29 protein-coding genes and 2 tRNA genes are annotated in these 24,581 nt (G+C 67.0%); 15 read left to right on the plus strand and 16 right to left on the minus strand.

Annotated features, from left to right (window positions below; all coding sequences use genetic code 11):
- Window positions 1–15 precede the first annotated feature (15 nt).
- Window positions 16–450 (plus strand): RNA polymerase-binding protein DksA, encoded by a 435-nt coding sequence (gene dksA, locus GGR11_RS00570; RefSeq protein WP_081836181.1) that lies wholly within the window; start codon window positions 16–18, stop codon window positions 448–450.
- Here dksA and GGR11_RS00575 read toward each other — a convergent pair whose 3' ends face one another.
- Both GGR11_RS00575 and GGR11_RS00580 read right to left on the minus strand, forming a co-directional pair.
- On the minus strand, window positions 451–846 hold the full coding sequence (locus GGR11_RS00575; protein ID WP_221205059.1) for a type II toxin-antitoxin system VapC family toxin: 396 nt from the start codon (window positions 844–846) through the stop codon (window positions 451–453).
- Window positions 843–1,145, minus strand: a complete 303-nt coding sequence (locus tag GGR11_RS00580; protein WP_183194862.1) for a type II toxin-antitoxin system VapB family antitoxin — start codon at window positions 1,143–1,145, stop codon at window positions 843–845. The genes GGR11_RS00575 and GGR11_RS00580 overlap by 4 nt, the downstream gene beginning before the upstream one ends.
- A gap of 65 nt (window positions 1,146–1,210) precedes the next feature.
- On the opposite strand from GGR11_RS00580, the gene gltX reads away from it, so the two are divergent.
- Window positions 1,211–2,545, plus strand: coding sequence for a glutamate--tRNA ligase (gene gltX / locus GGR11_RS00585; protein WP_183194863.1), 1,335 nt, complete (start codon window positions 1,211–1,213; stop codon window positions 2,543–2,545).
- A gap of 17 nt (window positions 2,546–2,562) precedes the next feature.
- Here the strand turns inward: gltX and GGR11_RS00590 are convergent, their stop codons facing one another.
- Window positions 2,563–2,856, minus strand: coding sequence for a DUF8200 family protein (locus GGR11_RS00590; protein ID WP_183194864.1), 294 nt, complete (start codon window positions 2,854–2,856; stop codon window positions 2,563–2,565).
- A 104-nt stretch (window positions 2,857–2,960) separates the two neighbouring features.
- The gene (locus GGR11_RS00595; protein WP_183194865.1) at window positions 2,961–3,566 is read right to left on the minus strand and encodes an LOG family protein; all 606 of its coding nucleotides are present in this window, start codon (window positions 3,564–3,566) and stop codon (window positions 2,961–2,963) included.
- A gap of 110 nt (window positions 3,567–3,676) precedes the next feature.
- Between GGR11_RS00595 and GGR11_RS00600 the strand changes: the two genes are divergently transcribed.
- Window positions 3,677–4,420 (plus strand): hypothetical protein, encoded by a 744-nt coding sequence (locus GGR11_RS00600; RefSeq protein ID WP_183194866.1) that lies wholly within the window; start codon window positions 3,677–3,679, stop codon window positions 4,418–4,420.
- A 122-nt stretch (window positions 4,421–4,542) separates the two neighbouring features.
- Here the strand turns inward: GGR11_RS00600 and panC are convergent, their stop codons facing one another.
- Window positions 4,543–5,403, minus strand: a complete 861-nt coding sequence (gene panC, locus GGR11_RS00605; RefSeq protein ID WP_183194867.1) for a pantoate--beta-alanine ligase — start codon at window positions 5,401–5,403, stop codon at window positions 4,543–4,545.
- 120 nt (window positions 5,404–5,523) lie between these two features.
- On the opposite strand from panC, the gene GGR11_RS00610 reads away from it, so the two are divergent.
- From GGR11_RS00610 to GGR11_RS00620, 3 genes are all read left to right on the plus strand, one after another.
- Window positions 5,524–6,138, plus strand: coding sequence for an SPOR domain-containing protein (locus GGR11_RS00610; RefSeq protein WP_183194868.1), 615 nt, complete (start codon window positions 5,524–5,526; stop codon window positions 6,136–6,138).
- Window positions 6,139–6,265: 127 nt separating this feature from the next.
- Complete coding sequence (locus tag GGR11_RS00615) at window positions 6,266–7,102, plus strand: division plane positioning ATPase MipZ (protein ID WP_035308288.1); 837 nt, start codon at window positions 6,266–6,268, stop codon at window positions 7,100–7,102.
- Window positions 7,103–7,118: 16 nt separating this feature from the next.
- Entirely contained in the window at window positions 7,119–7,547 is a 429-nt protein-coding gene (locus GGR11_RS00620) for a J domain-containing protein (protein ID WP_183194869.1), read from the plus strand.
- Window positions 7,548–8,165: 618 nt separating this feature from the next.
- On the opposite strand, the gene GGR11_RS00625 is transcribed toward GGR11_RS00620, so the two are convergent.
- Window positions 8,166–9,011 (minus strand): ABC transporter six-transmembrane domain-containing protein, encoded by an 846-nt coding sequence (locus tag GGR11_RS00625; protein ID WP_183194870.1) that lies wholly within the window; start codon window positions 9,009–9,011, stop codon window positions 8,166–8,168.
- Between the two features lie 3 nt (window positions 9,012–9,014).
- Window positions 9,015–9,626, minus strand: coding sequence for a TIGR02466 family protein (locus tag GGR11_RS00630; RefSeq protein WP_183194871.1), 612 nt, complete (start codon window positions 9,624–9,626; stop codon window positions 9,015–9,017).
- Window positions 9,627–9,839: 213 nt separating this feature from the next.
- On the opposite strand from GGR11_RS00630, the gene GGR11_RS00635 reads away from it, so the two are divergent.
- Entirely contained in the window at window positions 9,840–11,720 is a 1,881-nt protein-coding gene (locus GGR11_RS00635; protein ID WP_183194872.1) for an acetyl/propionyl/methylcrotonyl-CoA carboxylase subunit alpha, read from the plus strand.
- Here GGR11_RS00635 and GGR11_RS00640 read toward each other — a convergent pair.
- Window positions 11,717–12,007 (minus strand): putative quinol monooxygenase, encoded by a 291-nt coding sequence (locus GGR11_RS00640; RefSeq protein WP_183194873.1) that lies wholly within the window; start codon window positions 12,005–12,007, stop codon window positions 11,717–11,719. The two genes, GGR11_RS00635 and GGR11_RS00640, sit on opposite strands and share 4 nt — an antisense overlap.
- Before the next feature lie 95 nt (window positions 12,008–12,102).
- Between GGR11_RS00640 and GGR11_RS00645 the strand changes: the two genes are divergently transcribed.
- The 3 genes from GGR11_RS00645 to metG all read left to right on the plus strand — a co-directional run bounded on the left by GGR11_RS00645 (window position 12,103) and on the right by metG (window position 15,691).
- The gene (locus GGR11_RS00645; protein WP_183194874.1) at window positions 12,103–12,501 is read left to right on the plus strand and encodes a DUF1489 family protein; all 399 of its coding nucleotides are present in this window, start codon (window positions 12,103–12,105) and stop codon (window positions 12,499–12,501) included.
- Between the two features lie 51 nt (window positions 12,502–12,552).
- Window positions 12,553–13,902 carry an MATE family efflux transporter gene (locus GGR11_RS00650; protein ID WP_343051008.1) on the plus strand — a complete coding sequence of 450 codons (1,350 nt, stop codon included), beginning with the start codon at window positions 12,553–12,555 and terminating at the stop codon, window positions 13,900–13,902.
- An 88-nt stretch (window positions 13,903–13,990) separates the two neighbouring features.
- Window positions 13,991–15,691, plus strand: a complete 1,701-nt coding sequence (gene metG, locus GGR11_RS00655; protein WP_183194875.1) for a methionine--tRNA ligase — start codon at window positions 13,991–13,993, stop codon at window positions 15,689–15,691.
- 91 nt (window positions 15,692–15,782) lie between these two features.
- Here metG and GGR11_RS00660 read toward each other — a convergent pair whose 3' ends face one another.
- Window positions 15,783–16,091 carry an ArsR/SmtB family transcription factor gene (locus tag GGR11_RS00660; RefSeq protein WP_287929304.1) on the minus strand — a complete coding sequence of 103 codons (309 nt, stop codon included), beginning with the start codon at window positions 16,089–16,091 and terminating at the stop codon, window positions 15,783–15,785.
- A 68-nt stretch (window positions 16,092–16,159) separates the two neighbouring features.
- Here GGR11_RS00660 and GGR11_RS00665 point away from each other — a divergent pair, with 68 nt between their 5' ends.
- Window positions 16,160–16,507, plus strand: coding sequence for a carboxymuconolactone decarboxylase family protein (locus GGR11_RS00665; RefSeq protein WP_183194877.1), 348 nt, complete (start codon window positions 16,160–16,162; stop codon window positions 16,505–16,507).
- On the opposite strand, the gene GGR11_RS00670 is transcribed toward GGR11_RS00665, so the two are convergent.
- From GGR11_RS00670 to rlmB, 3 genes are read right to left on the minus strand one after another with little or no spacing between them, the layout of a single operon-like run.
- Entirely contained in the window at window positions 16,504–16,833 is a 330-nt protein-coding gene (locus tag GGR11_RS00670) for a rhodanese-like domain-containing protein (RefSeq protein ID WP_183194879.1), read from the minus strand. The genes GGR11_RS00665 and GGR11_RS00670 overlap by 4 nt on opposite strands.
- Window positions 16,830–17,651 carry a TerC family protein gene (locus tag GGR11_RS00675; RefSeq protein WP_183194880.1) on the minus strand — a complete coding sequence of 274 codons (822 nt, stop codon included), beginning with the start codon at window positions 17,649–17,651 and terminating at the stop codon, window positions 16,830–16,832. Before GGR11_RS00675 ends, GGR11_RS00670 begins: the two co-directional genes overlap by 4 nt.
- A gap of 31 nt (window positions 17,652–17,682) precedes the next feature.
- The gene (gene rlmB, locus GGR11_RS00680) at window positions 17,683–18,567 is read right to left on the minus strand and encodes a 23S rRNA (guanosine(2251)-2'-O)-methyltransferase RlmB (protein WP_183194882.1); all 885 of its coding nucleotides are present in this window, start codon (window positions 18,565–18,567) and stop codon (window positions 17,683–17,685) included.
- A gap of 148 nt (window positions 18,568–18,715) precedes the next feature.
- Here rlmB and GGR11_RS00685 point away from each other — a divergent pair.
- The 3 genes from GGR11_RS00685 (at window position 18,716) to tuf (ending at window position 20,197) form a co-directional block, all read left to right on the plus strand.
- Window positions 18,716–18,799: transfer RNA gene (locus GGR11_RS00685), tRNA-Tyr, on the plus strand.
- Between the two features lie 81 nt (window positions 18,800–18,880).
- Window positions 18,881–18,954, plus strand: a tRNA-Gly gene (locus GGR11_RS00690).
- Between the two features lie 52 nt (window positions 18,955–19,006).
- Window positions 19,007–20,197: an elongation factor Tu gene (tuf, locus tag GGR11_RS00695; protein WP_183194884.1), complete on the plus strand. Its 1,191-nt coding sequence runs from the start codon at window positions 19,007–19,009 to the stop codon at window positions 20,195–20,197.
- A 106-nt stretch (window positions 20,198–20,303) separates the two neighbouring features.
- Here the strand turns inward: tuf and GGR11_RS00700 are convergent, their stop codons facing one another.
- Window positions 20,304–20,963 (minus strand): COQ9 family protein, encoded by a 660-nt coding sequence (locus GGR11_RS00700; protein WP_183194886.1) that lies wholly within the window; start codon window positions 20,961–20,963, stop codon window positions 20,304–20,306.
- Between the two features lie 187 nt (window positions 20,964–21,150).
- Between GGR11_RS00700 and rpsU the strand changes: the two genes are divergently transcribed.
- The gene (rpsU, locus tag GGR11_RS00705) at window positions 21,151–21,411 is read left to right on the plus strand and encodes a 30S ribosomal protein S21 (RefSeq protein WP_035310689.1); all 261 of its coding nucleotides are present in this window, start codon (window positions 21,151–21,153) and stop codon (window positions 21,409–21,411) included.
- Between the two features lie 101 nt (window positions 21,412–21,512).
- Here the strand turns inward: rpsU and GGR11_RS00710 are convergent, their stop codons facing one another.
- From GGR11_RS00710 to GGR11_RS16840, 3 genes are all read right to left on the minus strand, one after another.
- The gene (locus tag GGR11_RS00710; RefSeq protein ID WP_183194888.1) at window positions 21,513–22,871 is read right to left on the minus strand and encodes an ABC transporter permease; all 1,359 of its coding nucleotides are present in this window, start codon (window positions 22,869–22,871) and stop codon (window positions 21,513–21,515) included.
- A complete protein-coding gene (locus tag GGR11_RS00715; RefSeq protein WP_183194890.1) occupies window positions 22,868–23,818 on the minus strand; it encodes an ABC transporter ATP-binding protein in 951 nt (316 codons plus the stop codon). The genes GGR11_RS00710 and GGR11_RS00715 overlap by 4 nt, the downstream gene beginning before the upstream one ends.
- A 101-nt stretch (window positions 23,819–23,919) precedes the next feature.
- A complete protein-coding gene (locus tag GGR11_RS16840; RefSeq protein WP_183194891.1) occupies window positions 23,920–24,555 on the minus strand; it encodes a M23 family metallopeptidase in 636 nt (211 codons plus the stop codon).
- Between the last annotated feature and the right edge of the window lie 26 nt (window positions 24,556–24,581).

Raw genomic sequence — 24,581 nt, forward strand, 5'->3', positions numbered from 1 at the left:
GAGAGCGTGAGTGCGATGAACGCTTTGGCGTCCGTTGTGTCCGACGAAACCGGTCCGTATCGGCCGTCTGACGACGAGCCGTTCATGAGTGAACGGCAGCTTGCCTATTTCAAGAAGAAGCTTCTGGACTGGAAGGACGACATCCTTCGAGAGTCCAAGGGCACGGTGGTCAATCTGAAGGCCGAGACCGAAAACCACCCCGATCTGGTGGATCGGGCTTCGTCGGAATCAGATCGCGCGCTTGAGTTGCGCACCCGTGATCGTCAGCGCAAGCTGATCTCCAAGATCGATGACGCCCTGCGTCGGATCGAGGATGGGTCCTACGGCTATTGCGAGGACACCGGCGAACCGATCGGCCTGGGACGTCTTGAGGCCCGCCCGACGGCGACCCTGTCGGTCGAGGCCCAGGAACGCCACGAACGCCGCGAACGCGTCCACCGCGACGACTGATCAGGCCTTCAGCGCCGGTTCGATGTCGGTGTGAATGAAGTCGCCGCCCTTATAGAGCAGGGGTAGGTTGCGTTCTTTCGCCAGGGCATAGGCGAAACAATCGCCCAGGTTCAGCCTGGCAGGAGTGCGCTTGCCGTAACTGTGTTCCGCGTCGGTGGCTAGCTGCGCGGTCTCTGCGACAGCCGGAGCGATCCGAATGTCCAGCTCCAATATCAAGCGATCAAGCCGTTTCATGCCTTCTTCGCCATGGAGGCGCCTGACCCGGACTGCAGCTTCCCAGTAGCCGACTGGGGAGATTTCGCATTTGTCGGCGAGGATACGCTCGATGAATGCCTGCTTCTCAGGTTCGTCCAGAAGGATGGCGACGATGGCGGAAGCATCGACAGCCGTGGTCACTTAGGAAGCCCATCTTCATCGTAGATGTCGTCGTCGGTCAGAAGCGGCCCTAATATCGGCAAGGCGTTAAACTCCCGCACGATCTCGTTCACCGCCGCAATCTTTCGATCGATTTCCGCCTGTCGCGCCTTATCCGTGCGCTCTTCCCGCTCGCGCGCCATTTCATCGACCAGGTCCGTGATGGATCGACCCTCGCGTCGCGCGAGGGTGCGAAGTCGCTCGGCGACTTCGGGCTTCCTGATCTGCACTGGAGCGTTCATGACGGCGATAAGTCTATCATGACGGGTGTTTCGATCCAACCCGCGCCTTGACTTCGCCGGGTTGCGGCGCGACCTAGCCGCCTCGCTTTCAAGGTCGTCTCTCCATGTCCGTCAAGGTCCGTTTCGCCCCGTCCCCCACGGGTAAGCTGCACGTCGGCAATGTCCGCACCGCCCTGGTGAACTGGCTGTTCGCCAAGGGGCAGGGCGGTTCGTTCGTCCTGCGCATTGACGACACCGATCTGGCGCGCTCCACGCCCGAGTTCGAACAGGGGATCGAGGACGATCTGACCTGGCTGGGTCTGACCTGGGACGAGCGTTACAACCAGTCCAAGCGGTTCGACCGCTATGAAGAGGCCGCCGCCAAGCTGAAGGCGTCCGGCCGGCTTTATCCCGCCTATGAGACCGCCGACGAACTGGATCGCCGTCGCAAGGTGCAGCTGTCGCGAGGCCTGCCGCCGATCTACGACCGGGCCGCGCTGGAACTGACCGAAGACCAGAAGGCCGCGTACGAGGCCGAGGGGCGCCGTCCGCACTGGCGTTTCAAGCTGGAAGGCAAACGGGTCGCCTGGGAAGATCTGGCGCGCGGCCATGCCGAGGTCGACACGGCCTCCATGTCAGACCCCGTCCTGATCCGTGAGGACGGGTTGTTCCTCTACACCCTGCCGTCCGTGGTCGACGACATCGACATGGCCATCAGCCACATCATCCGGGGCGAGGATCACGTCACCAACACCGGCGCCCAGATTGAAATCTTCGAGGCGCTGGGGGCGACGGTTCCGGGCTTTGCTCACATGCCGCTGCTGGTCGGCGCCGATGGCGCGGCTCTGTCGAAACGTCTGGGCTCGCTGTCGATCAGCGACATGCGCGACCAGGGTTATGAGCCCATCGCCATCACCAGCCACCTGGGCCGGATCGGCACCTCGGATCCGCTGGAAGTGGGCGAGTCGGTTCAGGCCCTGGGCGCCAGCTTCGCCTTCACCAAGATGGGCCGTTCGCCGGCGCGCTATGACACGGCGGACCTGGACCGGCTGAACGCCCAGGCGCTGCACGTCATGGATTATGCGACAGCCCAGCCGCGGCTGCAGGCGCTGGACGCCGACCTGGGCGAGGCCTTCTGGTCGGTCGTGCGCGGCAACCTGAACAAGTTCTCCGATGTCGTTGAAATGGCGAAGATCGTACGCGGCCCGATCCAGCCGGTGATCGAGGACGCCGCCTTCATCGACGCCGCCGCCGCCCTGCTGCCGGAAGTGATCGACGACACGGCCTGGTCCGCCTGGACCAACGCCGTCAAGACCGAGACCGGCGCCAAGGGCAAGGCCCTGTTCATGCCGTTGCGTCTGGCCCTGACGGGTCAGGCGCATGGACCGGACATGGCGGCCATGGCGCCGCTGATCGGTCGCGAAACCATCCAGCGGCGTCTGAAAGGCGAGGCGGCCTAAAGCCGCCTCAGCCTGGATCAGGCGTTGCAGACCGCCAGTTCGTCGGCGCTGAGTTCAGTGCCCTTGTAGGCGAAGGCGGTCACAGGACCGAACTTCTGCACCACACGGCGGCAGGCGCGCGTCGCCGGCTGTTCCGTACCGCCCGAGGCGGTGCAGGTCGCGCCTTCGCAGGACCAGCGCGCGCCGTCGATGATGGTGGCGCGAGCCGGGGCCTTGGCCGCATCGGCGAGGGTCAGACGGGTGGCGGCGGGGGCCTGGGCCACGGCGGGGGCGGCCGCGAACAGGGCGGCGGCGATGAGCAGGGCGCGCATGAGCAAGTCTCCGAATTGAAGAACGGCGTCTTGCCGTCGCGCCAATGTCAGTTTTCGATAAAAACTGTCAAGACGCGCCCGCATTATTTGTTAGCACCGATCACCTATCGACGATCATATTGCTGGACGGCTGCGTCGGCGTCGCCCTGGATCAGCACCATGGCCTCTTCCACCGACTCCGCCACCGTCCAGGCGTCAAGGAAGGAGGCGGGGGTCATGCCCTCGTCCACGCTGTGACGCATCAGGGCGAAGAAGCCTTCCCAGAAGCCGTTCAGGTTCAGGAAGACGACCGGCTTCTGATGCAGGTCCAGCCGTTTCCACGACAGCAGTTCCACGACTTCTTCCAGGGTGCCGATGCCGCCGGGCGCGACCACGAAGGCGTCGGACTGGTCGTACATCAGCTGTTTGCGCTCGTGCATCGAGGTGACGACGACGGTCTCGACCTCGTCGAACAGGCGTTCACGGCTGCGCAGGAAGGCCGGCATGATGCCGACGACGCGGCCGCCGGCGTCATGGGCCCCGCGCGCCGAGGCGCCCATCAGGCCCACGCCGCCGCCGCCATAGACCAGGCGCCAGCCCGCCTCGGCTGTGGCCCTGCCGAAGGCGCGGGCGGCCTCGGTGTAGGCGGGATCGGCGCGGTCGGAAGAGCCGCAGAACAGGCAGACGGATGGGCCGTCGAAGGGCTGGATCAAAACGGGGGGCAGGGACATGGAGCCTCAACTGAACGAATGCTGGGTCGGCCCATGGCCAAACCGGCGGCGGTCGGGGTAACAGATTCCCCGGGCGCTTGGCCGCCAGCCTTATATCGTCGGGACGCAGGATGAAACGTCGGATCATCGCCATGGCCGCCGTATCCGTGACTATGGTCGCGGCCCTGTCAGCCTGTTCCCGTGACGGCGAGGGCGCGCCGCGCGCGTCGGACGCCGCGGCGACCTCCCCCTGGGTGCAGCCTCCGCATGTTCAGACCGCCAGGCGCGACGGAGCCATGATCCTGGTTCAGGGTCGGGCGGGCCCCGACGCTCGCGTGGTGCTGCGCGGGGCTGACGGGGCGGCGGTGGCGGTCGGCGCCGACGCTACGGGACGATTCGAGCTGCGCGTTCCGGCCCCCCCGGGGGACGTCCGGCTGACGCCCGAGGTTCAGGTCGGCGAGGACGCCGCGCCGTCTCCCGAGACTTTGGTGCTGATCCGGGGCGGGGTGGGGCCTATCGTGCTGGTCGCGGCCGGCGAGCCGACGGTGCGGCTGGACGGTCAAGGCGTGCTGGACGCGGTCGATTCCGATGGATCGGCGGTCATCGTGTCCGGCCGATCGAAAGGCGCGCCCCCGGTCGTTCTGATCGACGGGGAGCGCGCGGAGGTCATGCGTGGACCGGGCGGGGGCTGGCGGGCCAGGTCGCCGGGCGGCGGGGCCGCCACGATCGACGTCGACGGGACGCGGTTCGCCTTTCCCGGATTGGGCGCCCAGTCGGACTTCACCCCGGTGCGGGCCGGCGAAGGCTGGCGACTGACCTGGCCGACGGGACCCAGCGGCCGTCAGACCGTCTGGCTTCCGGATCGCGGCGCCTAGGGCGTCAAGCTTAGGAAGTTGTTAACCGAAGCGTCCAATGAAGGACATGTCCCTTTTTGGGACGCACCATCACCGAACCTTTTTCAACCCGGCGTCCGCGTCGGGTTCTTTTTGTCTCGAGCTCAGACGGCCCGGTTGTCGATCAGCCGGGTCTTGCCCAGCCAGGCGGCGGCCAGGATGCGCGCCGGGGCGTCGACGACGCCGTCGCGGAACGGCGACAGGTCCTCGGCATGGCGAACGGCGACATAGTCGATCCGGTCGAACCCGGCCTTGAGGATGGCGGAATAGGCGTCCCGTTCCACGCCGGGCAGGGGGCGGCCCGCGGCGGCGCCGGCGGCGGCCTCGGCCAGGATCACGTTCAGGCGGCGGGCGACGGCCAGTTCGGCGTCGGACAGATAGTCGTTGCGCGAAGACAGGGCCAGACCGGTCTCGTCCCGCTGGGTCGGGGCGCCGATGATCTCGACCGGCAGGTCCAGGTCGCAGACGAAGCGACGGATCACCATCAGCTGCTGATAGTCCTTCTCGCCGAACACGGCGACGTCGGGCTGGACCTGGTTGAACAGCTTGGTCACGACTAGGGCGACCCCGCCGAACATCTGGGGTCGGAAATCGCCTTCCAGCCCAAGCGCCGGCCCGGCCACCGCGACGCTGGTTGCGAAGCCCTGCGGGTACATTTCCTCCGGCGTCGGGGCGAACATCAGATGGCAGCCGGCGCCGGCCAGCAGACGGGCGTCCTCCTCCTGGCGGCGAGGATAGCGGCCCAGGTCCTCGTTGGCGGCGAACTGGGTCGGATTGACGAAGTTGGAGGCCACGACGCGGTCGGCGCGGCGGCCGGCCTCGCGCACCAGGGTCAGATGGCCTTCGTGCAGGGCGCCCATGGTCGGAACCATGCCGACGGTCAGGCCTTGTCTTTTCCAGTCGCGCACGACGGCGCGCAAATCCGCCACGGTGTGGACGACGGGGAGGGACGCAGGCTCGGTCATGGTGAAGCGGTTAACCCTTTGGCTTAAGCGTGTTGATGCACCAGACTTCAAACCCTGGCGGCTAGGGTCGTGCTTATGACGCCAGCACGAGCGACCCGTCCAGTTCTGATCGCGCTTACCTTGGCCCTTGTCGGCTGTGGGGCGGTCGAGGGCGATCGCCAGAGTTTCCAGGCGATGGCCGAGCGCGTGGCCGCCATCGACATCCCGCTGGATCCCAAGGCCATCGGTCCCGGCGCGGCGTCGCGTCAGACAGCGGAGGCCCAGGGCTTGCGTCCCGCCAAATTCTCGCCCGTCCATGTGGCGGTGCTCACGCCGCATCAGATGTGGGATGCGCGGGACGTCCTGAGTCGGGGCGGCTCCCTGGCGTTGGCGGAAGACAAGAGCGAAGACGGCCTGCGCGCCGCTGCGCCGGTTGTGGCCAGGGCCATGGTCGAACAGGCCGTGGCGCGGACCGAGGCGCCCATGCTGCGCCCCGCCGTCGTTGACATGCCGCCGCGCGTCGAAGGCCGCATGATCCAGCTGGGCGCCTATTCCAGCCGGGCCGGGGCGCAGGCCGCCTGGGCGCAGCTGAAGGCCCGCGCCAGCCTGTCGAACCTGTCGCCCGTGTTCGAGGGCGTCGAGGTCAACGGCCGTAGCCTGACCCGGCTGAAGGTCGGGCCGATTCCGGTCGAGGCCGCGTCCGCCCTGTGCGCCGCCGCCCAGGTGGCGGACCCCTGGTGCCGCCGCGCCGGCTGAACTTCGGGCTGAAGTCCACAGTTACGCGTTAACGCCTCGTTGACGTTTGCGGCCGGTGCGCCGACTCTGCCCCGTCCGAAGGCCGCGCAGTGTTGAGTCGCGTCGGTCGCCACAGAGGGTTTCCTCCATGACGCAGCCTCACGTGATCGTCCTCGGCAACGAGAAGGGCGGGGCGGGCAAGTCCACCCTGGCGATCCATATCGTCACCGGCCTGCTGCATGCGGGGCGCTCTGTCGCGATCATCGATCTGGACCTGCGCCAGCGGTCGATGCAGCGGTTCTTCACCAATCGCCTGGCCTGGCTGGCGGCGAACAGGCAGGAATTGCCCCAGCCCTTCATGCCCGACATGGGCGACGGCAAGGCCCTGGCCAAGGGCGGGGTGGATGAGCAGATCGCCGCCTTCGAACGCGCCTTCGACGAGGCCGTCGCGGCGGGCGTGGACGCCATCCTGATCGACACCCCCGGCGGCGACACCGCCGTGTCCAGCGCGGCCCACGCGCGGGCCGACCAGATCGTGACGCCGATGAACGACAGTTTCGTCGACTTCGACCTGCTGGGCGAGGTGGACCCCGTGTCGCTGGATCTGCTGAAACCCTCGATCTATTCCGAAAGCGTCTGGGAGGCGCGCAAGGTCCGGGCGATCAGCCAGGGCCGGAACGCCACCATCGACTGGCTGGTGGTGACCAATCGCCTGGCCGTGGCCGAGGCCCGCAACCGCAAACGCCTGGAAGAGCGGATGAACAAGCTGGCCAAACGGGTCGGTTTCCGCGTCGGGCCGGGCCTGCGCGACCGGGTCATCTATCGCGAACTGTTCCCGTTCGGCCTGACCGTCGCCGACCTGTCGAACGACATTCGTCCAGTGGCCGTGTCCCTGGCCCATGTCGCGGCGCGCCAGGAACTGCGCAACCTGATGAAGGCCATGGGGCTGGAACAGGCCCTGGCCCCTCTGGACGTGGCCGCCTGAAAAGCGATCTGAGCGTATGGGCCTGATCTGGTTGGCCCTGGCGGCGATCGCCGTCTGGGCCTTGGTGCGGCTGGGCCGCCAGACCGAGCGGCGCGGCCGGGCCCATTGGCGTGTGACGGCGACCCTGCTGGGATCGGTGCTGCTGGCCGGAGGCGCCTTGTCGGCGTTTCGCGGCGCCTGGCTGTGGGCGGGCGTGCTGGCGGCGGCGGGGCTGTATCTGGCCTGGTCGTCGCGCATCCGGCCCGTGGTGCGATCCGAACCGATCAGCGAGGCCGACGCCCGCGCCGTTCTGGGCGTGCGTCCCGGCGCGACCGAGGCCGAGATCCGTACGGCCTGGAAAAAGGCCATGGGCCGCGCCCACCCCGACCAGGGCGGAACCGAGGGCCTGGCGACGCGGGTCAATGCGGCGCGGGACAGGCTGTTGAGAAAGACCGGACGCGACTAATCGTCCCCGCGCTTTCGCTGCGAAGTTATGGAGGGCTGGGCGGGGCGCCGGGCCTTCGCCCGGAGTTTGGAGTGTTGAGTACCGTTTCGACGAAGGTTTGACGCCCCGCGCGGAAGGTTGGCCTGCAAGCTCGGGGCGCCGAGCGGTGGCGGTCTTATCGCCTAACCCCATAAGCCTGCGACGGGTCGGCAGGGTCTGCGAACCCTGTCCCGAGTGCGGCCGAGTATCCCCCTCGACCCTCCGGCGGCGCACCATGTGTCGCCGTCGGCGCGGAGGGATTTCACCCCCGCTCCCGTTCCATCCGCTCCCGCCGCCGCAAGGTCGCAGGCCTTACGAGCCCTCCAAGCGACGAGACCGGGAGTGATTATAGGGGGTGCAGAAACCCCGGCGCGGAAGTCGGGGCGAGAAAAGCGGAACCAGTTGAAATCGTCAGATTTCGACCAGCGTCATTGTGACAGTTGGAGCGCCGAAGTCGGCGCCGCCGACGCCTGCTCCAGCCATCTTTACCGTCCCGCAGCTCCTAGTCAGACTGTGGATCGATAACGGTCTCATGACGCATGGCTTGGCGCACCAACGCGGCCTGCATGCTGCCCTAGGGTTGTTTTAGGCAACGGCTGATCAGGCGTAAGTCGGAACCTGATTCATGCGCCGCTCGAGATCCTTGAGTTTGGCGATCTGCTGCACAGTAACGGGAACCTGATCTAGGGCGATGACGAACCGCCAGACGTAGGAGAAGATCGCATAGACAGCGCCGACCTGGACGGCGTCGCCGAGGGATAGCCTCCAAAGTGCGGCGCCGATTAGCACGACTACGCTAAGCTCCATCAAACCGAAGGCTCGCGCCTCGGAATCCGAAAGACGAATCCGCCACTGAGCCAAGGCCTCGAAATGGCGACGTACGGTGGTCGGCCGGCCTCGCCCTAGCAGGGCCACCTCGCGTTCCAACCGGTCGTTCAGCCCGCGGTTCAGTGCGACGGCGCGTTTCCCGAGTCCCATGTTGATGATTGTCAGTGGGAAGATCAGGCCCAAACAGATGAGGCCAATTACATGATCCAGCGAGATCAGCACCGCCATGGCTGTGATCAAACCTATGGCTGAGGTTAAAGCGCCGGGGACGTCCTTTTCCAGGAAGTCTATGTATTCGCGCGACAGGATGGCGCGCGCGGTAATCAGGCTGGGGGGAAGCCCTTCGGCGTGGGCGCGTTCAACGAACCGGCCGGCGAGGTCAGTATAAACTCGCGTGAAGACGCGGGTATCATACATCTTCGCCGCCACTTCGAGCGCCATCATCAGAAGATGCCAGGCGCCCAAGGCTATGATCGGTCGGAAGTCGCCGCGCAGCACTCCGTCGATGGCGAAGGCGGTGATCAACGGATAGAGCTGGCCAAACAGATGCGCGAGCGAAGTCAGGCCGTAGGCCGAACCCAGCGAAGCGGCATGGCTGCGAGCGAGGCCGAGGATCATCGGCTAGGCGTAGTTGAAGCTGATCGAGATGCGGTCGGACCTGGCCTGGTTGGTCGGGACCTCGTGGCGCAGCCAGCTTTCCCACATCAGGATCGTGCCGGGGCGGGGCGTCAGATAGACGAAGGGGCGTTCGGCCTCGGTCGCGTCTTCGGTGACGGAGGGGCGGGCCATCATGAAGGGCAGGCGGGGGTCTTCCAGTTTCAGCGACGAGGCGCCGTCGGGGATGTCGATATAGACGGTGCCCGACAGGAAGGCGTGGGGGTGGATATGGCCGGTGTGACCGCCGCCGGGCTTGAGGATGTTGACCCACAGATTGTCGAGCCGGGGTTTGCGCGCCAGGTCGAAATTCAGCGCCTTGGCATAGGCGACGGCGTGCCGGTCGAGGTGGCGTTTCAGCTCGGCGAACTCGGGGAAACGCTGGGGCAGGTCATTCAGCGAGGCGTAGGAGGTGTAGCCGCGATAGGCGTTGTCGCGGCACCAGCGGCGGCCGGCCGCGTCCTCCTCGGCCATCATGCGGACGACGTCGATCAGTTGTTCGTTGAACTCGGCCCAGCCTCGGCCCTCGGCGAGGGAGGCTTCATAGACCTGGGTGACGAAGAGGGGGCGCAGGGACATGGGGGAGGGATAGCGGGTCGAGAGCGAGACGGAAACTCTCCCTCCCCATTTTGGGGAGGGGCGATCGCGGAGCGATCGGGGTGGGGTCCGAGAGGGCGCGAGCGAAATGGCCATGACCGCCCCACCCTGGCTCCGCTGCGCTCCGCCGTCCCTCCCCATGAAGGGGAGGGAGAACGGCTGTGCAGGCGTGGACGATCCGGCTAAGAACGCGTCATGTTCAAGTCCGTCCTGGTCGCCAATCGCGGCGAAATCGCCTGTCGTGTCTTCCGCACCGCCAAGCGGATGGGGTTACGCACCATCGCCGTCTATTCCGAGGCCGACGCCCAGGCCCTGCATGTGCGCGAGGCCGACGAGGCGGTGCGGATCGGGCCGGCGGCGGCGCGCGAATCCTACCTGGACGGCGCCAAGGTGCTGGCTGCGGCCAAGGCGACGGGGGCGGAGGCGATCCATCCCGGTTACGGATTCCTGAGCGAAAACGCGGACTTTGCGGAAGCTGTTGCAGCGGCGGGTCTGATCTGGATCGGGCCGGACCCGGCCTCGATCCGGGCCATGGGGCTGAAAGACGCGGCCAAGGAACTGATGATCCAGGCCGGGGTGCCGGTGACGCCGGGCTATCAGGGCGCGGACCAGTCGGAAGCGACCCTGACGGCCGAGGCGGCGCGGATCGGCTATCCGGTGCTGATCAAGGCGGTGGCGGGCGGTGGCGGCAAGGGGATGAAACGCGTCGATGATCCGGCCGACTTCGCCGCCGGTCTGGCCAGCGCCAAGCGCGAGGGGGCCGCGGCCTTCGGCGACGACCGGGTGCTGATCGAACGCTACATCACCCGCCCGCGCCATATCGAGGTGCAGGTGTTCGGGGACCGGCACGGCGATGTCGTCCACCTGTTCGAGCGGGACTGTTCGCTGCAACGCCGCCACCAGAAGGTGATCGAAGAGGCGCCGGCCCCGGGCATGAGCGAGGCCGTGCGGGCCGCCGTGACGGGGGCGGCGATCAAGGCGGCCAAGGCGGTCAACTATGTCGGGGCCGGGACCATCGAATTCATCGCCGACGCCTCGGACGGGCTGAAGGCGGACGGAATCTGGTTCATGGAGATGAACACCCGGCTGCAGGTCGAACATCCGGTGAGCGAGAGCGTGACTGGCGTCGATCTGGTCGAATGGCAGCTCCGCGTCGCGGCGGGCGAGCCTCTGCCGCTGAAACAGGACGAAATCAAACTGAACGGCTGGGCCATGGAGGCGCGCCTCTATGCCGAGGATCCAGCGAACGGCTTCCTGCCGTCGATCGGTCGGCTGGAGCATTTCGTCATGCCCGAAGGAATCCGGGTCGATACGGGCGTGGAACAGGGCGGCGAGGTCAGCCAGTTCTACGACCCGATGATCGCCAAGCTGATCGTCCATGCCGATACGCGCGAGGCGGCGGCGGCGCGGCTGGCCGAGGCGGCGGGCGAGGTCGAGGTCTGGCCGGTCAAGACCAATGCGGGCTTCCTGAAACGGTGCCTGGACCATCCGCGCTTCGTGACGGGGGATGTGGATACGGGGTTCATCGCGGCGGAGGAGGGGACGCTGTCCGCCCCCGAACCTTCCAAAACCGTCATTAACAACGCCAGCGATCTGCTGTGGCGTTCCAGATCTGTGAATCCGGCGGATTCCTGGGACACTGAGTACGGCGCGGTCGGCTTTCGCCTCAATGCGCCCTCGGTGACGCAGCACATCTTCTTCATCAACGGTGTGGCGCATCAGGGAGGTTACTTGAACGGCCGACCAGTAGTCCGTTACGGCCCGGAAATTGATGGTGGCTTCGTCGTCTTCTATCAGGGTGACGCCTATGAGGTGTCGCGTCGCGCGCCGCGAAGCGGGGCGGCAGGCGCCATCTCAGACGGCTCTCTCCGCGCCCCCATGCCCGGGAAGGTCGCCGCTGCGCCGGTCAAGGCGGGCGACGTCGTGACCAAAGGCCAGCCGGTGGTCGTGCTGGAGGCGATGAAGATGGAGCACGCCCTGACGGCGCCCTTCGACGGGGTCGTCGAGCATGTGGCGGCTGTGGGCGATCAGGTGGTCGAGGCGGCCGTGCTGGCCGTGGTGAAGGCGGCGGACTAAAGCCCGAGACCGCCCAGCGGCCGGGTCAGGATCGAGTCGTCCATCTTGGCCATCAGGCCGTAGATCGGACGCCAGGCGCCGCTTTGACGCAGATCTTCGCTCCACGACAGATGGGTCGGTTGATCGACCCAGACCTCCGTGACCCACAGGACGTCGGCGTCGACCAGATCGTGCGCGACGATATAGGAATGACAGCCGTGCTTCCTGACGGCGGGGTCCATCAGGAGCAGAGCGAGTTCGTCGCGGCGACCCGGGTATGCGGTCAGTCGCGTGATCAATCCGTACATACTGGTTCCGTGGCGTCCGGTAGCGCGCGGGCCATGATCCGGCTTCGTCGTTAAAGAATCTGGCCAAGGCGGATAAGGGCGACTACGTGGGCGCCATGCCGCTTCACATGATCAAACTGGGCGTCGGGGTTCCCGACGTCGACTGGCTGGAGGCCCGTGCGGCCAAGGGCGGGCCGCTGGTGGTCCATACCCGGATGACGCCGAAACGCGCGCCCGAGATCGAGGACGGCGGATCGCTGTACTGGGTGGTGAAGGGCGTGATCGTCTGCCGCCAGCCCGTGCTCGACATCGCCACCCTGGGCGAGGGCAAGCAGAGCCGGTGCGAGATCACGCTGGAGCCCAAGGTCGTTCGCACGGCGCCGATGGCGCGCCGGCCTTTCCAGGGCTGGCGCTATTTCGAGCCCAAGGACGCGCCGGTCGATCTGACCGACCTCGACGCGGGCGAGGCGCCGGAGGAACTGGTGCGCCAGCTTCGCGAACTGGGCGCCTGGTAGGCCAGAGCCACACGGTTTTTGGGTGTTGACCGGGGCGGTCGGGCGTGGCCTGTGCCGGCTCCGATGATCGCGCTCAGTTTCCAGACCCGTTCCGCCTTTCGCGACCTGCTGCACCTGGCATGGCCGGTGATCCTGGCGCGGATCGGCATCATGACCATGGGGCTGACGGACGCCATCGTGGTGGGGAATTTCTCCAGCAAGGAACTGGCGTTTCATTCGCTGGCCTGGGCGCCGACCTCGATCGTGGTGACGACGGCGGTGGGCCTGATGCTGGGCGTCCAGGTGATGACCGCGCGGATGCTGGGCGAGGGCCGGCGGCACGCGGTCGGATCGGTGCTGCGCCGGGGCATGACCTATTCGCTGCAGATCGGGGTCGTGTCGATGATCGCCCTGATCGCCGTGGGGCCGTGGGGGCTGGGCAAGATCGGGCTGGAGGACGGACTGGCCGAGGGGGCGGGGCCGGCCCTGGTGGTCTTCGCCCTGTCCATGCCCTTCTATCTGATCTCGGTGACGGGCCAGTTCTTCCTGGAGGCCCTGGGACGGCCCAAGCCCGGCATGGTGGCCATGTGGGTGGCGAACGGGGTCAACCTGGCGCTCAATATCGTGCTGGTGCCGGACCTGCTGGGCCTGGGCTTCGACGGCGCGTTCGCCTCGGCCTGGGCGACGTTCGGGGCGCGGGCGGCCCTGGCGATCTTCCTGGTGGTCTATATCCTGCGCCTGCCCGAGGCGCGGGCGCTGGGCGTGTTCGACAAGCCCGAACGCGACCCCAAGGCGGCGCGCGAACAGGTCAAGGTCGGCCTGGGCGCCGGCGCGTCCTATTTCATCGAGGTCGGGGCCTTTTCCGGCTTCACCTTCTTCGCCGGCCAGATCGGCGCCGCCGAGACGGCGGCCTGGGCTGTGGTGCTGAACGTCTCGGCCATCGTCTTCATGCTGCCCATGGGCCTTTCGTCGGCGACGGCGGTGCTGGTGGGGCGCAGCTATGGGGGGGGCGACGGGCGAGGGGTGTTGCGGGCGGGTCTGGTCGGGCTGGGGGTGGTCACCGCCATGACCTTTATCGTCGCCCTGCTGGTGTGGCCCAGCGCGCATCTGATCGTGGGCGCCTACAATCGCGATCCGGTGCTGCTGGCCATCGCCGCCCCGGCCCTGGTGTTGGCGACCCTGTTCTTCGTCGCGGACGGAATCCAGGTGGTGGCGGCCCAGGCGAACCGCGCGGCGGGCGACGTCTGGTGGCCCACCATCATGCATTTCGTGGCCTATGGGGCGGTGATGATGCCGCTGGGCTGGATTCTGGCGCACCGGATGGGCGTCGACGGTCTGGTCTGGGCGGTGGTGATCGCCAGCCTGGCCTCGTCTGTCTTACTGACCGGGCGGTTCGTCAGGGTGGCGCGGCGCCTGCCCTAGAATCTCCCTCCCCATGTAGGGGAGGGAGAGGTGACGTCGCCGCTTCCGCTCTCTATATCCCTGCGCTTCCCCGAACTCCTGGACGATCATGGCCCGCATCCTCATCACCTCGGCGCTGCCCTACATCAACGGCATCAAGCACCTGGGGAATCTGGCGGGCTCGATGTTGCCGGCCGACGTCTGGGCGCGGTTCAAGCGGGCCCAGGGCCATGAGGTCCTCTATATCTGCGCCACCGACGAGCACGGCACCCCGGCCGAGCTGGCCGCCGCCGCCGCCGGCCAGGACGTGCGGACCTATTGCGACGAGCAGCACGAGATCCAGAAGGCCGCCGGTCAGGCCTTCGGCCTGAGCTACGACTGGTTCGGCCGGTCGTCCAACCCGCAGAACCATCGTCTGACCCAGCATTTCGCCGAGGCGCTGGAGAAGAACGGCCTGATCGAGGAGCGGGTGGATCGGATGATCTATTCGATCGACGACGCCCGCTTCCTGCCCGACCGCTATGTCGAGGGCACCTGCCCGCACTGCGGCCATGTCGGCGCGCGCGGCGACCAGTGCGACAATTGCGGACGCTTGCTCGATCCGACCGACCTGATCGACCCGTATTCGTCGGTGTCGGGGTCCAAGAACCTTGAGGTGCGCGACACGCGTCACCTCTATCTGCTGCAGACCAAGATCGAGCCCCAGATCCGCGCCTGGGTCGATGGCAAGAGCGGCTGGCAGTTGCTGGCCAAGTCCATCGCCTACAAGCATCTGGACGAGGGGCTGATCGACCGGGGCATCACCCGTGACCTGGCCTGGGGCGTCCCGGTGCTGAAGGACGGCTTCCCGCGTCCGGGCATGGAAGACAAGGTCTTCTACGTTTGGTTCGACGCCCCCATCGAATATATCGCCGCGACCGAGGAATGGGCCGAGGCGACCGGCGGGTCGTGGCGCGACTGGTGGCGTCTGGACGAGGGGGCCGAGGACGTCCGCTATGTCCAGTTCATGGGCAAGGACAATGTCGCCTTCCACACCGTCAGCTTCCCGGCGACCATCATCGGCTCGGGCGAGCCGTGGAAGACGGTGGATCAACTGAAGGCCTTCAACTGGCTGAACTGGTACGGCGGCAAATTCTCGACCAGCCAGAAGCGCGGCGTCTTCATGGATCAGGCGCTGGAGCTACTGCCGGCCGACTACTGGCGCTGGCGCTTGACGGCCTATGGGCCTGAGCACGCGGATTCGGCCTTCACCTGGGAGGACTTCCAGGCCTCGACCAACAAGGACCTGGCCGATGTGCTGGGCAATTTCGTCAACCGGATCGTCAAATTCGCCGAGTCCAAGTTCGACGGCGTCGTGCCCGAGGGGGGCGAGGCCGGTCCGGTCGAGATCCAGCTGGAAGCCGACATCAAGGCGGGGATCGCCGAGGCGACCGAACAGTTCGAGGCCATGGAGTTCCGCAAGGCGGCCCAGGCCCTGCGCGCCGTCTGGGTGCTGGGCAACGAATATCTGCAGGTCGCGGCGCCTTGGACGGCGCTGAAGACCGATCGCGACCGGGCGGCGGTGGGCGTGCGGACCGGGCTGAATCTGGTGGCCCTGTTCGCCCGTCTGGCGGCGCCGATCCTGCCCTTCTCGGCCGAGAAGATCGCGGCGTCGGTCGGATCGACCAACCTGACTTGGCCGGGCGCGGACGAGGATGTGCTGAACAGTCTGGCCGTCGGTCAGGCTGTGGCGGCCCAGGGGGTGTTGTTCGCCAAGATCGAGGACGCCCAGGTGGCGGAATGGTCCGAACGGTTCGGCGGCGCGGACTAAATAGAACTCCCCTTGCCCGTGAAGGCAGGGACCCCGGATTTGACTCTCCTCTTGGAGAGAGCGCCGCCGGCGCGGTGAAGGCCGCGCCTGGTCAGGCTTCGTCTCGCGCGCAGAAATGGTCGTACAGCACGGCCATGATCTGGATCGTCGCGGGATGGGCGATGAAATAGGTCAGGGTGCGGTGGTCGCGGCGGAAGTCCACCACCCCCTCGTCCTTCAGCTTGGACAGATGCTGCGACATGGAGGCGGGGGCCACGCCCGTTTCGGTGATCAGGGTCGAGACGTTCCGTTCGCCCTGGGCCAGGGCGCACAGGATCAGCAGCCGGTGCGGATTGGCCAGACCCTTCAGAAAGGCGGAGGCGTCGTCCACGCGCGGCGGAAGAGCGTGGGACAATTCCACCGATGTCGCGTCTTTACATTCCATGCCTATGTCATATCATAAAAATATAAATTGAAAAGGAGGCCGTCTTGGCCAAGGACTATGCGGCGCTGACACGCGACATCTCGACCTACATCGGCGAACTGCGCCGGCTGCAGCCAGGGCCGATGCAGGCCTTTTCGGAACTGGCGAAGACGGCGACGGCCGAGGGGGCGCTGGACAAGAAGACCAAGGAACTGATCGCCCTGTCCATCGGGGTGACGCAGCGGTGCGACGGCTGCATCGGCTTCCACGCCAAGGCGCTGAAGGATCTGGGAGCCACGCGCGACGAGATCGCCGAGGCCATGGCGATGTGCGTCTATATGGGCGGCGGGCCGGCCCTGATGTACGCGGCCGACGCCCTGAGGGCGTTCGACCAGTATTCCGAAGCGGCCTAGGCCTCGACGATCGGCAGACCGGCGGCGCGCCAATCCTGGATGCCGCCGGTCAGGTTGAACAGGGGCTGGCCCTCGGGGCCGGTCGGGCCGACGAAGGCGCAGACCTGGTGACTGCGGCCGCCGCGCAGGCACATGACGATGATCCGGCGATCCGCCGGGAGGTCCAGCGCCTCCCAGGCGGCGGGCATGGCGCTGAGGGGGGCCAGAATCGCGCCGTCGATGCGGGCGGCGGCGAACTCGTCCGCCTCACGCACGTCGATCAGAACGGCCTCGCCCGCGCGCAGCCAGGCGGCGGCCGTTTCGACATCGACCGTGGCGACGGTCATGCCGGGGGCGCCGGCGCCGGCGCGGCGGGTTCGGCCGGGGCCGGGGTCGGGCTGGTCTCGGTGCGCTTGTGGCCCAGGTGTTTGGCGGCTTCCTCGGGACTGATCTCGATGAAGGCCGGGGCGGAGGCGTTGAACTCATCCATATGACCGGTGCGGACCACCACCTGACGGGCGCCGTCCCAGATCATGTGGAGGGCGACATACAGGACCACGACAAGGCCGATATAGCCGATCCAGCGGTAGCGGTGCAGCAGCTTGGCGATGAAGGTGGCGGCGACGCCCATCAGGGCGATCGACAGGATCAGGCCGAAGACCATGATCCAGGGATGATCGTGGGCGGCGCCGGCGACGGCCAGCACATTGTCCAGCGACATGGTGATGTCGGCGACCATGATCTGCAGCAGGGCGGCGCCGAACGACTTGCGCTTGAGCCCCAGTTCTTCGGGCGAGGGGCCGGTGCCGTGCTCGATGCTCATGGCGAGCTCGAGCTCCTTCTCCGCCTCGGCCTGGTCGTGGGTGCGCTGCTCCTGCAGTTCTCGCCACATCTTCCAGCAGACCCACAGCAGCAGCAGACCGCCGGCCAGCAGCAGGCCGACCAGGGCCAGAAGCTGGACCGTGATCAGGGCGAAGCCGATGCGCATGACGACGGCGGCGGCCAGGCCGATCAGAATGGCCTTCTTGCGCTGATCCTGAGGCAGGGCGGCGGCGGCCAGGCCCACGGCGACGGCGTTGTCGCCGGCGAGGACCAGGTCCATCAGCAGGACCTGGCCCAGCGCCGTGGCCTGGCTGGCGAGTTCGGGAGACGAGAGAAATTCCATGTCCGCTCCTTAACGCCGGTCCGGCCGTCTGTCAGCCGCGTTGCGCGCGCGTCGCCTCATAAAGCGCGACGGCGGCCGCATTGGAGACGTTCAGGCTCTCGAATCCGCCGGGCATGGGGATCTTGGCCAGGACATCGCAGTGTTCGGCCACCAGGCGGCGGATGCCGTCGCCTTCGGAGCCCATGACCAGAACGGTCGGCTGGCGGTCCAGCGCCTCTTCCAGCGTCTGTTCGCCGGCGCCGTCCAGGCCGACGGCGCGCCAGCCCAGATCGGCCAGTCGCTCCAGGGCGCGCGACAGATTGGTCACGCGCGCATGGGGCAGGCGTTCGGTCGCGCCGACCGCCGCCTTGGCCAGGGCGCCGGCCAGGGCGGGGGCGTGGCGGTCCTGGACGACGATGCCCCGCGCGCCGAAGGCCAGGGCCGATCGGAAGATGGCGCCCACGTTCTGGGGATCCGTCAGCTGGTCCAGCATGACGATGACGCCCTGGGCTGGTTCGGCCAGCTCTTCCAGCGAAACGCCCTCCAGCGGCTGAACCTTGAAGGCCAGGCCCTGGTGGACGGCGCCGGCAGGCAGCATCCGGGTCAGGGCCTGAACCTCGACGACCTCGATCTTGTGGCCGTGGGCCAGCTGGCCCTGTTCGATCTCGGCGGCGCGCTCGGCCGTGGCCAGCAACCGGCCCATGCCGCGACGCGCGGGATTCGCCAGCGCGGCCAGGACCGGATGACGGCCCCAGAGAAAATTATCGGCGTCGGACTTGCTCCGGTCCGCCGAACGAGGCGCGCGAGGGGGCTCCTCGCGGCTGGAAAAGCCTTGTGCGACGGGCTTTTGGCCCTTTTCGCGCGGGCCGGAAGACCGGTTTCCGAAGACCGGTTTTTTACCGCTTTTACGGTCGTTGCGTTCTGTTTTCGACGACACTATAAGACGCCCTCCGATTTGGAGCCCCAAGGGCTTTCGGGTCTGGGCGCCCCCTCTATCCTAGAGGAGGCGACAAGCCGAAGGCTTTTGTTTCGTCCCGCTTGATTAAGGGCGGAACGAGGGGTCCATCGGTTCGACAAGGCGCGCTGGGGGAATGTCCCGAGTGGCAAAGGGGGGGGACTGTAAATCCCCTGCGTAAGCTTCGAAGGTTCGAGTCCTTCTTCCCCCACCACGCGCCTTGACGGATACGATGGATCAGGACGACGGAGAGGAACCGGCTGCGGCGTTCCCAAAGAACTTCCGCAGTCTCCGCGCGGGTATAGCACAATGGTAGTGCAGCAGCCTTCCAAGCTGAGGATGTCGGTTCGATCCCGTCTACCCGCTCCAGGTTTTTTGATCAGCATCGCGCCCCTCAACCCGGGCCATCAGGAGTTTGGCCATGGCCAAGGAAAAGTTCGAACGCACGAAGCCGCACTGCAACATCGGCACGATCGGCCACGTTGACCACGGCAAGACGACGCTGACGGCGGCGATCACGATGACGCTGGCGAAGGCCGGCGGCGCCAAGGCGATGGCCTATGCGGACATCGACGCTGCGCCGGAAGAAAAGGCGCGCGGCATCACGATCAACACCGCGCACGTGGAATATGAGACGGCCAACCGTCACTACGCCCACGTCGACTGCCCCGGCCACGCCGACTATGTGAAGAACATGATCACGGGCGCCGCTCAGATGGACGGCGCGATCCTGGTGGTTTCGGCTGCTGACGGCCCGATGCCGCAGACGCGTGAGCACATCCTGCTGGCCCGTCAGGTCGGCGTGCCGGCCCTGGTGGTCTTCATGAACAAGGTCGACCTGGTCGACGACGAAGAACTGCTCGAGCTGGTCGAGATGGAAGTGCGCGAGCTGCTGAGCTCGTATCAGTTCCCGGGCGACGACATTCCGATCACCAAGGGCTCGGCCAAGGCCGCGACCGACGGCGTGAACCCGGAAATCGGCGAACAGCGCGTTCTGGCCCTGATGGAAACCGTCGACGCCTATATCCCGCAGCCGGAACGTCCGGTCGACCTGCCCTTCCTGATGCCGGTCGAAGACGTCTTCTCGATCTCGGGCCGCGGCACCGTGGTCACGGGCCGCGTCGAAAAGGGCATCGTCAAGGTCGGTGAAGAAGTCGAGATCGTCGGCATCCGTCCGGTCCAGAAGACGACCTGCACCGGCGTCGAAATGTTCCGCAAGCTGCTGGACCAGGGTCAAGCGGGCGACAACGTCGGCGTTCTGCTGCGCGGCACCAAGCGTGAAGACGTCGAGCGCGGTCAGGTTCTGTGCAAGCCGGGTTCGATCACCCCGCACACCAAGTTCCTGGCCGAAGCCTACATCCTGACCAAGGAAGAGGGCGGCCGTCACACCCCGTTCTTCACCAACTATCGCCCGCAGTTCTACTTCCGCACCACGGACGTGACCGGCATCGTTCACCTGAAGGAAGGCGTCGAAATGATCATGCCCGGCGACAACGCCGAGCTGAACGTCGAACTGATCACCCCGATCGCCATGGACCAGGGCCTGCGCTTCGCCATCCGTGAAGGCGGCCGCACCGTCGGCGCCGGCGTCGTCGCCAAGATCATCGAGTAATCGATAGTCTGACCTAGTCGCGTAACAGAACGGCCCTCGGAGCGATCCGGGGGCCGTTTTGCTGTCTGGATTGGGGCAGGCGGCTTCGACCGGACCGGCGCGCGAATCAGGACGCCGGCTGGTCCTTCGCCCCGTACCGCATCCGACTCAGGGCGTCGGTCACCTTGCGGAACGGCGCCTCGAAATCTTTCCCGGCCTTCCATTTCTCGAAGGCCATGACGTTTTCGATTCGGCGCGCGACGAAGGCCTCGGCCGGCTCGCGACCGTCGAACCAGCGCATCGTCAGGGCCGGGATCAGGATGCCCGACAGGATGGTGCGCTTGGAATAGTGGTTCCAGTCGGTGGTCTCGTCGCCGGCCCAGCGCCACAGGTGGTCCGCGCTCTCCCAGGCCAGTTTCAGCCCCAGGTCTGCGTTGGTCGGCAAGGCCAGGAAGGCGGCGCAGCGACGGGTCGCCTCCAGGTCGGCGGCGCCGGCCTCCATCCGCTCGGACACGGCGCGGGCGATTCTGTCGCGAATCTTCAAGGACTTGGCGTCGATTACGGCCAGGGCCTCAAGCGCACGGGCGTCATGGCGGCGCGAGAGCAGGGCGGCCAGATCGCGCGCGCCATTGGGCAGAAGCAGTTCCTCGTCGCCGCGCGACAGGCCGCAGGCCTCGCAGGCTTCCCGCACCAGACGGGCGTTCCAGCCCAGGGCGGGCGCGCGCGAGACGGCCGCATCCAGCACGGTCTGTTCGGTCCGGTCGGCCCAATCGTCGTTCTGTGTCATGGGTGGATCATACGCCCGTCTCATCGGGCTTTCGAGCCTCGAAGAATGGTTGCGACGAACTGGACAGAATGGGGCGGCTCGTGTATCAGCGCGCCTTCATCCGGGAGCCCGACTTTCGGAAGACAATTTTATTTTGTTCGCCCGTCTCCCTCACAGGACGCGGCGGGCGGCCAAAGGAGAGTTCAACCTGGTACAGATTTTCGTTCGCGATAATAACGTCGATCAAGCGCTGAAAGCCCTCAAGAAGAAGATGCAACGCGAAGGCAGCTTCCGTGAAATGAAGCGCCACGTGCATTACGAAAAGCCGTCGGAAAAGCGCGCCCGTCAAAAGGCCGAAGCTGTCCGCCGCGCTCGTAAGCTGGCCCGCAAGCGCGCTCAGCGCGAAGGCCTGCTGCCCCCGCCGAAGCCGCGGGTTCCCGGCCCCGGCGCCGCTGGCGGCAGCCGCTAAGGCTCAGGCTCAGGCCAAAAGATTCGAGGCCGCCTCCGCAAGGAGGCGGCCTTTTTCTTTGCCTCGTCCCTGCAAAGCGGGGACGAGGCCGCGTGGCGTGCTCAGCCCCGGCCGGTGATGGCTCGGCCGAAGCTCTTCCAGCTCAGTTTGACGTCCGACAGGGCGCCGGCCCGGAAGGCGCGGCCGGCGATCCAGACCATCAGGGCGGCGGTGGCGAACATGCCGATCAGGGTCAGGACGATCTCGACCAGAGGCGGATCGCTGGGCGCGCGGGCGCTCATCAGGAAGGGGGTGAAGAAGGGAATCCACGACAGGACCTTGACCACCGGCGCGTCGGGACTGGTCAGGGCCATCTGCATGACCAGCATGGGCACGACCAGGATCATCATGATCGGTCCCATCAGGGTCTGGGCGTCGCGCGGCGTCTCGCAGAAGGCGCCGATGGCCGCGAACAGGACCGCGTACATCAGATAGCCGCCGACCATATAGGCGATGAAATAGAAGACCAGGCCGTCGTGCATAAGCACCTGTCCGACCGTCGCCGCCGTCTGGGGCGAGGCGGACACCAGGCCGAACGTTCCGATCCCGCCCCAGACCACCAGCACGCTGAGGGTCAGCATCGCCACGCCCAGCACCTTGCCGGTCAGGATTTCGGTCGCCGAGGCCGACGACAGCAGGACCTCCAGGATCTTGTTCGACTTCTCCTCCATCACGCTGTTCAGCAGGATGGAGGCCCCGGTGATGACCAGGGACCATAGCAGGAAGCCGGCGGCCAGGCCGATGAAGGAGGGGATGCGGTCGCGCATCGAGACCTCGCCCCCGCTGGCGGCGTTGGGCGAGAAGGCCTTCACCTCGGGGCGGAAGCTCTGCACCTCCTGGGCCACGGCCGGGGCGACCCCGGCGGCGGTCAGCAGTTCGGTGCGGCGGGCGTCGCGTAGGGCGCCGCGAATGAAGCCGGAGACGTCGTTGTCATTGGCGCGGCCGGTCCAGACCTGGGCGGCGGGCTTGCCGTCGACGCGGCTCAGGAAGACGACCGCGTCCAGGCGGCGGTCCTTCGGCGTCTCCTTGTCCAGGGCCGTCTTGATGGCGGCGTCGCGGGCCGGGCCGGTCGCCTCGGCGATGGCGGGCGGCGGGGCGACCAGGCGGATCTTGGGACCGCTGATGGAGGCGACGGCGCGGCCGGCGCCGGCCTGTCCCTTTTCGGCGGCTTCGCGCAGCCGTTCGGTCTGGCGGTCCAGATCGGACTGGAGCGAGGCGCGCACAGCGGTGGCCAGGCCGGTGGCGGCCGGACCTTCCTCGATCACGGCCACGACCTTGATCGGTTCGGCCGAGCGGATCAGCAGGGGAATGCCGCCCCCCAGGACGGCGAACAGCGGGAAGGCCAGCAGCGACAGCCAGAAACCGACGGTCTTGGCATAGGCGACATATTCGCGCCGGGCGATCAGCAGGGTGCGTTTCATTGGGCCGTCTCCGAAGGGGTGACGGCTTGATCGGGATGGTCGCCGGTCAGGCCGATAAAGGCGTCGTGCAGCGTGGGCTCCTTCAGGGCGAAGCCGCGCACGTCCAGCCCGTTCAGGAAGGCCGCCTTCAGCGTCTCCTGGCCGCCCGCGCCGGGCGCCAGGGCGATCTTCAGCCGCCGCACCCCATCCTGATCGGACAGGGTCTCGACCCCCGCCACGCCGGGCAGGGCCGCCGCAGCCTCGGGCGTGATGGCGCCGTTCAGATCAAGGAAACGCGGCGAGGTGGCCTTGGCCTCGTCTACCGAGCCCTCGAACGCCTTCTTGCCCCGGGCCAGCAGCACGACCTTGTCGCACAGCCGTTCGGCGTGTTGCATCACATGGGTGGAGAACAGGACGGTGGCCCCGTCCGCCGCCAGCCCCCGGATCATCTCTTCCAGCCCCTGCTGGTTCATCGGATCCAGGCCGGAGAAAGGCTCGTCCAGAATGACGAACTCGGGCTTGTGGACCACGGCCGCGATCAACTGGACCTTCTGGGCCATCCCCTTGGACAGCTCCTTCATCTTCTTCTTCTGCGCCGCGCCCAGGCCCTGCTGCTCCAGCAGCAGTTTCGCGCGCTTCTTGCCCTCGTTCATCGGCAGGCCCTTCAGGGCGCCGAAGAAGGCGATGGCCTCGACCGGGGTCATCTTCTTGTAGAGGCCGCGCTCCTCTGGCAGGAAGCCGATCCGATCCCGCACCGAACGCCCGTTGGGCGCGCCCAGAATATCGATCCGCCCCGCGCTCGCTTCCTGCAGCCCCAGGATCATCCGCAGGGTCGAGGTCTTGCCCGCCCCGTTCGGGCCCAGAAAGCCGCAGATCGACCCCTTGGGCACCTGGAAGCTCAGATCGCGCACGGCGTCGAACCCGCCGTACCGCTTGCTTACGCTTTCCAGCGTCAACGCCGCCGTCATCTTGTCTCCCCCACAGTTGCAGTCAGCCTAGCAAGAGCCAGGGCGGAGAGGCCAGCGGCAATCGAGAGTGGCGTCCGGCTCTGGAAACAGGCCGGTTTCGATCAGGCCTTGGCCTTCACCGCGACGTCGAAATGTCGGCCCATGACCTTGGTCGGGTTCACCTGGCCGCCGTTGCGGCGGACCTCGAAATGAAGGTGGGGACCGGTGGAATAGCCGGTGGAGCCGACAAGGCCGATGCGCTGGCCGGGCGTGACCGCGTCGCCGCTGGCCACGTCGATACGGCTGAGATGGCCATAGACGGTGCTGAGGCCGTTGGGGTGGCGGACCTCGATGAAATTGCCGTAGCCGCCGGCGTCATAGCCGGTGCGAACGACCCGGCCCTCGGCGGCGGTGAAGACGGTCGTGCCTTTAGGGGCGGCGATGTCCACGCCCTTGTGCGCGCGGGCGCGGGCTTCGATCGCCAGTTTGCGCAGGCCATAGGGCGAGTTGATCGCATAGCCGCGCACCGGGGCCGAGAAGACGATCTGGCGCATCACCGGACCGGGGGCCTCGACCTGGGCCTTGACCGGCGGGGCCACGGGAGCGGCGGCCAGGGCGGGCGGCGGGGTTTCGCGCGTCACGCCGGGGGCGGCGGCGGCGGCCAGTACGGCCACAGCGGCGAAGGCGACCGTCTGGCCGGAGTGGATCAGAAGGGTCTTGCAGCGCGCCAGGGGCGCGTCGGTCAGCAGGCGTCGCATTCGGCGGCGTCTCCAGCGTATTCACG

It is taken from the genome of Brevundimonas mediterranea, from assembly GCF_014196125.1.
GTDB lineage: Bacteria > Pseudomonadota > Alphaproteobacteria > Caulobacterales > Caulobacteraceae > Brevundimonas > Brevundimonas mediterranea.